We start from the raw sequence: 6,070 nt of genomic DNA, 5'->3' as shown, positions 1-6,070 counted from the left end.
TATGCGTCCCAAAAAGGGATTAGGTCGCCGAGAATACGTCCTAAAGGAGGATTGTCAACGAATGATACAACTCAGAGAGATTCTGACAGTCGGGAAAGCCGCATTACGGATATGGAATGAATCCGCGCACACCCGTGTGTGGTTATTGGGTTCCGACGGACATAGCTTCCGTCACGGCGAGGGGGATGGGATGCGGCGGGTTGATCAAAGGTTGCAGCGTCGGCCCCGCAAGAGCGGAATCCGCTCTGATCCTGTTGATGGAAGGAGCGTTCACATCACGGGGGAGGGATCGGATGAGCAAGGCGGAGTCCAAGAAGCAGCAGATGGCTGCGGGTGCGGCGCTGGCCGCCAAGCGTGGGGAGCAGCCGGAATCCAGCCTGCGCGGGGCGTCGAAGGAAATGGCCAAGTCGATGAGCGAGAAAGAACTGCGGGAGATGGCCTCCGCAAAGCGCAAGGATCTGCCCGCCCGCAGTTCAAAGGATGACGCAAAGGATTGATGTCAGGCTGTTTCTGCGGAACTGACGGGGGTGACCCCGTCAGTTCTGTTCCTGCGGACGGAAGGTGGCGACGCGGTAGGCGTACCAGGCGGCGATGGCGGCGATGACCAGCTTGGCCACCGGGTCCATCCATCCCGACACCTTGTCGTACTGGCCCTCCAGCAAATAACCTGCACCGGCGAGAACCAGCGACCACAGCGCCGTTCCGATGCTCGAATAGGCCATGAAGCGGGCCAGACCCATCCCGGCGATCCCCGCGGGAACAGAGATCAGCGTGCGCACCGCCGGGATCAGGCGCCCGATCAACACCGACGCCCCGCTGTGTCGGCGGAACCAGCCCGTCGCCTCGTCAACCTGCGCGGGCGCCACCGTCAGCCAGCGGCCATGCCGGGCGGCCAGCCGCTTCAGCCGCTCGCTGCCCAGCCACAGTCCGGCGTAGTACCAGAACAGCGCGCCCGCCACAGAACCCACGGTGCCAGCCAGAACCACCAGCGGCAGGCTGAGGTCCCCACGGGCGGCGACGAAGCCGGCCAGCGGCATGATGAGTTCCGATGGGATGGGCGGAAAGACGTTTTCCAGCAGCATCAGAAGCGCGATGCCGGCGTAGCCGCCGCTTTCGACCAAGTCAGTGATCCACTCGAACACGCGGTCCTCCGGTTCCGGTTGCCTGGATAAACCCGCCGGTGGCGCCGGAGTTCACCGGCTCCCCCAACGAGGGAGGGGTGACGGTGCCATGGCCTTTCGTATTGCTTTCACTTTTTTCGTATTGCGGCCTGCCGAACCCTCGGCTACCGTTTGAAACGAAAACGAAGGCGCAGACCGCAAGGGGCGGGCGCACAGCGGAGAGGAGGGATGGATGGCCGGGGTCTACGACCTTGCCATCGTCGGCGGCGGCATCAACGGCTGTGGCATCGCGCGCGATGCCGCGGGGCGGGGCTGCTCCGTCTATCTGTGCGAACAGAAGGATCTGGCGTCGGGCACGTCCTCGGCCTCGACCAAGCTGATCCACGGCGGCCTGCGCTACCTGGAATATTATGAGTTCCGGCTGGTCCGCGAGGCGCTGCGCGAGCGCGAGGTGCTGTGGCGCATGGCGCCGCACATCATCTGGCCGCTGCGTTTCGTCCTGCCCCATCTGCCCGGCCTGCGGCCCTCCTGGTTCCTGCGGCTCGGCCTGTTCCTCTACGATCATCTCGGCGGGCGGGAGAAGCTGCCGGGCACGCGCGGGCTCGATCTGCGCAGCGATCCGACTGGGAAGCCGCTGAAACCGGGTTTCGCACGCGCTTTCGAATATTCGGATTGCTGGGTCGACGACGCGCGTCTGGTGGTTCTGAACGCGCAGGATGCCGCCCGCATGGGCGCGACGATCCGCACCCGCACCCGCTTCCTGAGCGCCGCCCGCGAGGACGGGCTGTGGACCGTGACGGTGGAGGACACGCGCAGCGGCCAGCGCAGCAGCATCCGCGCCCGCGCCCTGGTCAACGCCGCCGGCCCCTGGGTGTCGGAGGTGATGCGGCAAGGGGCGCGGTCGACGGTGGACGCGCGCATCCGTCTGGTCCAAGGCTCGCACATCGTGGTGCCAAAGCTGTTCGACCACGATCGTTGCTACATCTTCCAGAACGCCGACAAGCGCATCGTCTTCGCCATCCCCTACGAGCGCGACTTCACACTGATCGGCACCACCGACAATGACTATCAGGGCGATCCGGCGGAGGTCCGCGCGTCGGAGGCGGAGATCGCCTATCTCTGCGCCGCCGCCGGGGACTATTTCGCCAAGCCGGTGACCCCGGCCGACGTGGTGTGGACCTATTCCGGCGTCCGCCCGCTCTACGACGACGGCGCCTCGACGGCGCAGGCGGCGACCCGCGACTACGTGCTGGCGCTCGACGCGCCGGGCGATGGCAAGGCGGCGCTGCTCAACATCTTCGGGGGCAAGATCACCACCTACCGCCGTCTGGCCGACGCGGCGATCGCCAAGCTGGCGCCCTTCCTGCCGAAGCTCGCCCCGGGCGCGTCGGACTGGAGCAGCGCCGGGACCCTGCCGGGCGGCGATTTCCCGGCGGACGGCGTTGCGGCGCTGGTTTCCGAACTGCGCGGGCGGGCGCCCTTCCTGACCCAGCCGCATCTGGAGCGGCTGGCGCGCACCTACGGCACCCGCGCCCGCCGGATCCTCGACAGCGCCGCGCGGCCGGAGGATCTCGGCCGTGACTTCGGCGGGACCCTGACCGAGGCCGAGGTCCGCTATCTGATGACGGAGGAATGGGCGGAAACCGCCGAGGACGTGCTGTGGCGCCGGACCAAGTTGGGGCTGCGGCTGGACGCCGCCCAGGCCCAGGCGCTCGACGCCTTCATGACGGAGGAGCGCAGCCGCAGGGAGAGGGCATCCGACGCGGCCGAATAGGAGGCTGGAAACACGGCGACAAGAACCATCTCAATAAAGAAAAAATGAATATTGGGGAGGAAGGCCGGTGGGCTTGGTTCTGGACAAGGTCAGCAGGCATGTCGGCGGCCACGTTCACCTTGAGAACGTGTCGCTGAGCCTGGAGCGCGGGTCGCTGAACGTTCTGCTGGGGCCGACCCTGTCGGGCAAGACGTCGCTGATGCGGCTGATGGCCGGGCTGGACGTGCCCAGTGCCGGGCGCGTGCTGGTGGACGGGGTGGACGTGACGGGGCGGCACGTCCGCGAGCGCTCCGTCGCCATGGTCTACCAGCAGTTCATCAACTACCCCTCGCTGTCGGTCTACGAGAACATCGCCTCCCCCCTGCGGGTGGCCCGCCGGCCCAAGGACGAGATCGACCGCAAGGTGCGGGAAGCCGCCCGCCTGCTGAAGCTGGAGCCCTACCTGCAGCGCACGCCGCAGCAGCTCTCCGGCGGCCAGCAGCAGCGCACCGCCATCGCCCGCGCCCTGGTGAAGGAGGCGCAGCTCGTCCTGCTCGACGAGCCGTTGGCCAACCTGGACTACAAGCTGCGCGAGGAACTGCGGGAGGAACTGCCGAAGATCTTCGCCGCGACCGGCGCCGTCTTCGTCTACGCGACGACTGAGCCGGCGGAGGCGCTCCTGCTCCGCGGCAACACGGCGACGCTGTGGGAAGGGCGGCTGGCGCAGTTCGGGCGCACCCCGGACGTCTATCGCCGCCCGGCCAACCTGATCAGCGCGCGAGTCTTCTCCGACCCGCCGCTCAACACCATGCGGGTGCACAAGCGCGGCTTGCAGATCGTTCTGGCGACCGGCGAGCACGGGCCGGCCCGCGGCGTTCTGGCGGAGTTGCCGGACGACGACTACACCATCGGCTTCCGCGCCGACCACCTGCACCTGACGCGGCCCCACGCCGACGCTATGTCCCTGAGCGGTGCGGTGGCGGTCAGTGAGATCACCGGCTCGGAGAGCTTCGTCCACATCGACCTGCCGCGCACCGATGGCGGAACCGACCGCTGGGTGGCCGTCACGCGGGGCGTGCTGGAGGTCGAGCCGGGCGAGCGGATCGACTGTTTCATCGACCCGCGGCGGCTGTTCGTGTTCGGCCATGACGGGCGGCTGGCCGCGGCGCCGCCGCTGGTCATGGCGGCGTGACGGGAGGGCGGACGGCATGGCGCGCATCGACCTTCAATCCCTCGGCCACAGCTACACATCCAATCCCAAAGGCGACGACGACTACGCGCTGAAGCCGATGACCCATGTGTGGGAGCAGGGCGGGGCCTACGCGCTGCTCGGGCCGTCGGGCTGCGGCAAGACAACGCTTCTCAACATCATCTCCGGCCTGCTGACCCCCAGCGAGGGGCGGGTGCTGTTCGACGGCAAGGACGTGACGGCGCTGCCGACCGAGGCGCGCAACATCGCCCAGGTGTTCCAGTTCCCCGTCGTCTACGACACCATGACGGTCTACGAGAACCTCGCCTTCCCGCTGCGCAACCGCGGCCTGCGCGGGGCGCCGCTCGACGCGCGGGTGCGGGAGATCGCCGGGCTGCTCGACCTGACGGCCGACCTGAACCGGCGCGGGCGGAACCTGACCGCCGATGCCAAGCAGAAGATTTCGCTGGGGCGCGGGCTGGTCCGTCCGGACGTGGCGGCCATCCTGTTCGACGAGCCGCTGACCGTCATCGACCCCCATCTGAAATGGGAGCTGCGGTCGAAGCTGAAGGCGCTGCACCGCGCGCTCGACCTGACGATGATCTACGTGACCCACGACCAGACGGAGGCGTTGACCTTCGCCGACAAGGTGGTGGTGATGCATGACGGGCGCGTCGTCCAGGTCGGCCGTCCGCAGGAGCTGTTCGAGCGGCCCGCTCACGTCTTCGTCGGCCATTTCATCGGGTCGCCGGGCATGAACGTCCTGCCAGCGGAGGTGTCGGGCCGCGCCGCGCGGGTCGGCGGGCACGTCATCGCGCTGCGCCGCGGCTATCCCGCCCTGAATGGCGGAGCAAAGATCGAGATCGGCGTGCGGCCGGAATTCGCCACGCTCGTGCCCGCCGGGGCCGGCGGCGTGCCGGTGCGGGTGCGCCGGCTGGACGATCTGGGGCGCACGCGCATCGCGCGGGTGGAACTCTCGGGCCTGCCCATGGCGGCGACGGTGCCGGAGGATCTGACGCTGGCGGGGGATGAGGCGTCGCTGCTGCTCGATCCCGCCATGGTGCATGTCTACGCGGACGGAACGCTCGTGGAAGGGGAGGCGGCGTGATGGACAAACCCGTCAACCAGGGGGCTTGGCTGCTGGTCCTGCCGGTGCTGCTGATCGTCGCCTTCTCGGCCATCCTGCCGCTGATGACGGTGGTCAACTACTCGGTGCAGGACACCTTCGGGAACAATCAGTTCTTCTGGAACGGCATCGGCTGGTACCAGGAGCTTCTCGACCCCTCCACCGACCTCGGCGGACGCTTCTTCGACGCGCTGTGGCGCAACCTGCTGTTCTCGCTGCTGATCCTGCTGATCGAGGTGCCGCTGGGCATCGCCGTGGCTCTGAGCATGCCGCGCCACGGCTGGCGGGTGGCGGCGACGCTGGTGGTGCTGGCGCTGCCGCTGCTGATCCCGTGGAACGTCGTCGGCACCATCTGGCAGATCTTCGCCCGCGAGGACATCGGCCTGCTGGGCTGGGCGGTCAACCGGCTGGGCATTCCCTACAACTACACGGCGGACCCGCTGTCGGCCTGGGTGACCATCGTGACGATGGACGTCTGGCACTGGACCTCGCTGGTGGCGCTGCTCTGCTACGCCGGCCTGCGCTCCATCCCCGACGCCTTCTACCAGGCGGCCCGCATCGACGGGGCCTCGCGCTGGGCGGTGTTCCGCAACATCCAATTGCCGAAGATGCACCGGGTGCTGCTGATCGCCGTGCTGCTGCGTTTCATGGACAGCTTCATGATCTACACCGAGCCCTTCGTGGTGACCGGCGGCGGCCCCGGCAACTCGACCACCTTCGTGTCGATCGACCTTGTGAAGCTGGCGCTGGGGCAGTTCGATCTGGGCAAGGCCGCGGCCCTGTCCATCGTCTACAACCTGATCATCCTGGCGGTCTGCTGGGTCTTCTACACGGTCATGACCCGCATGGACGCGCAACGGAATTAGCAAAGGAAACGGGCC

General features: G+C 67.7%; 6 protein-coding genes. 5 read left to right on the top strand and 1 reads right to left on the bottom strand.

The genetic code is table 11. The annotated features are described in order from the left end of the window. Positions 1 to 293 precede the first annotated feature (293 nt). The gene (locus ACWPXE_RS02135) at positions 294 to 497 is read left to right on the top strand and encodes a DUF3008 family protein (protein WP_237907678.1); all 204 of its coding nucleotides are present in this window, start codon (positions 294 to 296) and stop codon (positions 495 to 497) included. A 39-nt stretch (positions 498 to 536) separates the two neighbouring features. On the opposite strand, the gene ACWPXE_RS02130 is transcribed toward ACWPXE_RS02135, so the two are convergent. Then, positions 537 to 1,142: a DedA family protein gene (locus ACWPXE_RS02130; RefSeq protein WP_454016496.1), complete on the bottom strand. Its 606-nt coding sequence runs from the start codon at positions 1,140 to 1,142 to the stop codon at positions 537 to 539. A gap of 211 nt (positions 1,143 to 1,353) precedes the next feature. Between ACWPXE_RS02130 and glpD the strand changes: the two genes are divergently transcribed. The 4 genes from glpD (at position 1,354) to ACWPXE_RS02110 (ending at position 6,055) form a co-directional block, all read left to right on the top strand. Further along, entirely contained in the window at positions 1,354 to 2,895 is a 1,542-nt protein-coding gene (glpD, locus tag ACWPXE_RS02125) for a glycerol-3-phosphate dehydrogenase (RefSeq protein WP_454016495.1), read from the top strand. A 67-nt stretch (positions 2,896 to 2,962) separates the two neighbouring features. Further along, on the top strand, positions 2,963 to 4,066 hold the full coding sequence (locus ACWPXE_RS02120; RefSeq protein WP_454016494.1) for an ABC transporter ATP-binding protein: 1,104 nt from the start codon (positions 2,963 to 2,965) through the stop codon (positions 4,064 to 4,066). A gap of 16 nt (positions 4,067 to 4,082) precedes the next feature. Continuing rightward, the gene (locus ACWPXE_RS02115) at positions 4,083 to 5,171 is read left to right on the top strand and encodes an ABC transporter ATP-binding protein (RefSeq protein WP_454016493.1); all 1,089 of its coding nucleotides are present in this window, start codon (positions 4,083 to 4,085) and stop codon (positions 5,169 to 5,171) included. Next, positions 5,171 to 6,055, top strand: a complete 885-nt coding sequence (locus tag ACWPXE_RS02110) for a carbohydrate ABC transporter permease (RefSeq protein WP_059399526.1) — start codon at positions 5,171 to 5,173, stop codon at positions 6,053 to 6,055. Before ACWPXE_RS02115 ends, ACWPXE_RS02110 begins: the two co-directional genes overlap by 1 nt. Positions 6,056 to 6,070: the final 15 nt, after the last annotated feature.

The organism is Azospirillum sp. Marseille-Q6669 (assembly GCF_965111635.1).
This window is presented reverse-complemented; position numbering and strand designations above follow the sequence as displayed.

Coding starts and splice junctions, on each gene's coding strand:
- glpD (WP_454016495.1), top strand. CDS start 1,354: ATGGCCGGGGTCTACGACCTTGCCATCGTCGGCGGCGGCATCAACGGC.
- ACWPXE_RS02110 (WP_059399526.1), top strand. CDS start 5,171: ATGGACAAACCCGTCAACCAGGGGGCTTGGCTGCTGGTCCTGCCGGTG.
- ACWPXE_RS02115 (WP_454016493.1), top strand. CDS start 4,083: ATGGCGCGCATCGACCTTCAATCCCTCGGCCACAGCTACACATCCAAT.
- ACWPXE_RS02135 (WP_237907678.1), top strand. CDS start 294: ATGAGCAAGGCGGAGTCCAAGAAGCAGCAGATGGCTGCGGGTGCGGCG.